Origin of the sequence: Variovorax glacialis (genome assembly GCF_051216375.1) — a bacterium.
Lineage (GTDB): Bacteria > Pseudomonadota > Gammaproteobacteria > Burkholderiales > Burkholderiaceae_C > Variovorax.
On record NZ_JBPJZT010000062.1, the window covers coordinates 1 to 1,482 of the forward strand.

Sequence of the window (1,482 nt, forward strand, 5' to 3'; positions counted from 1 at the left end):
GCATCGAGGCCAGCGCGTGGCCTGCCATGTCCGCAGTTCACGTCGGGGTGGCTTCACCACCGTGGACGAGCACATGCCCGCGGCGCACCGCGCCCACAAGCAGTGGACGCCGGAGCGACTGATCCATTGGGGCAACGGCATCGGCACGAACACCGGCCAGTTCGTGACCCAGTTGCTGCAGCGATTCCGCCATCCCGAGCACGGCTACCGCAGTTGCCTGGGCCTGCTTAGCCTGGTCAAGCGCTACAGCCCGCAGCGTGTGGAGGCCGCCTGCGCGCTGGCCCTGGAGCTCGGTGGCGGGCCATACCGCAACGTGCGCGACATCCTGGCCAACGGGCGTGACCTGGTCAAGCGCGCGGAACCTGAACCCGAGTGGGTCGCGCCCGAGCACCACAACCTGCGCGGTGCGGCGTACTACCACTGACGCCAGCCATGGCCCCCATCAATCAAGAACCGAAGGACAAGGACATCTCCATGATGATGAACAACACGCTGGCGCAACTGCGCGATCTCAAGCTCGCCGGCATGGCCACGGCCGTCGAGGAGCAACTCGCAAGCAACGCGAGCACGACATTGAGCTTCGAGGAGCGTCTGGCCTTGATGGTCGATCGCGAGGTTCATCACCGCAGCGACAAGCGCCAGGCCGCGCTGCTCAAGAGGGCCGCACTCAAGTACCCGCAGGCCTGCATCGAAGATGTGGATGGCCGTGCCGGGCGCGGCTTCGAGCGCGGCGCGATGATGAGTCTGGCGCTATCGCGCTGGGTCGAGGACGGGACCGCGATCCTGGTTACGGGCCCCACAGGATCGGGGAAATCGTGGCTGGCCTGCGCGTTGGCGCAGTACGCGTGCCGACGCGGGCACTCGGCGCTGTATCTGCGCGCGCCACGTCTTGGAGAGGACCTCCGGCTGCTGCATGGCAACGGCGGCTTCGCCCGTTGGCTCGCGGCAGTGGCGCGCACAGAAGTCCTCGTCCTGGACGATTGGGGAATGGCCGCGCTGGACGGTCCCACGCGCGCTGACCTGATGGAGATCATCGACGACCGCGCCGGCACGCGCCCGACGATCGTGACCAGCCAGTTGCCGATCGAGCATTGGCATGCCTGGATCGGCGACGCGACGATCGCCGATGCGATCCTGGATCGACTGCTCTCGCGCAGTCATCGCCTGGCGCTCAAGGGAAAGTCCCTGCGACCGGGCAAGGCCACCAGCGTAAGCGACGCACCCGACTCACTCATCGATTCCACCGGCGACGCTGCCGAAATGCAGTAAGTAGTTCGCCAACACCACGAACAAAAAAAAGCAAGACAAAAACGCAGAGCCCTTCGCCCATATGCAGGCATCGCCCGCTCACTCTCGCTCTTCAGGGAGGTACTTCAGCCCTTCAAATCAACCTCATCCCTACAATCTCTTCCGCGCAACCCAGCATCCGACCGACATCGGTCACGTTCCCGAAATCATCGGTCACGTTCGCCGAAATACGCA

1 protein-coding gene and 1 pseudogene are annotated in these 1,482 nt (G+C 64.9%); both read left to right on the forward strand.

Features of this window, described 5'->3' with window-relative positions; all coding sequences use genetic code 11:
- Window positions 1–424 (forward strand): annotated as a pseudogene (locus tag ACSFBL_RS35575) (IS21 family transposase); the annotation flags it as partial.
- A gap of 50 nt (window positions 425–474) precedes the next feature.
- Window positions 475–1,269, forward strand: a complete 795-nt coding sequence (gene istB, locus ACSFBL_RS35580; protein WP_435520498.1) for an IS21-like element helper ATPase IstB — start codon at window positions 475–477, stop codon at window positions 1,267–1,269.
- Window positions 1,270–1,482: the final 213 nt, after the last annotated feature.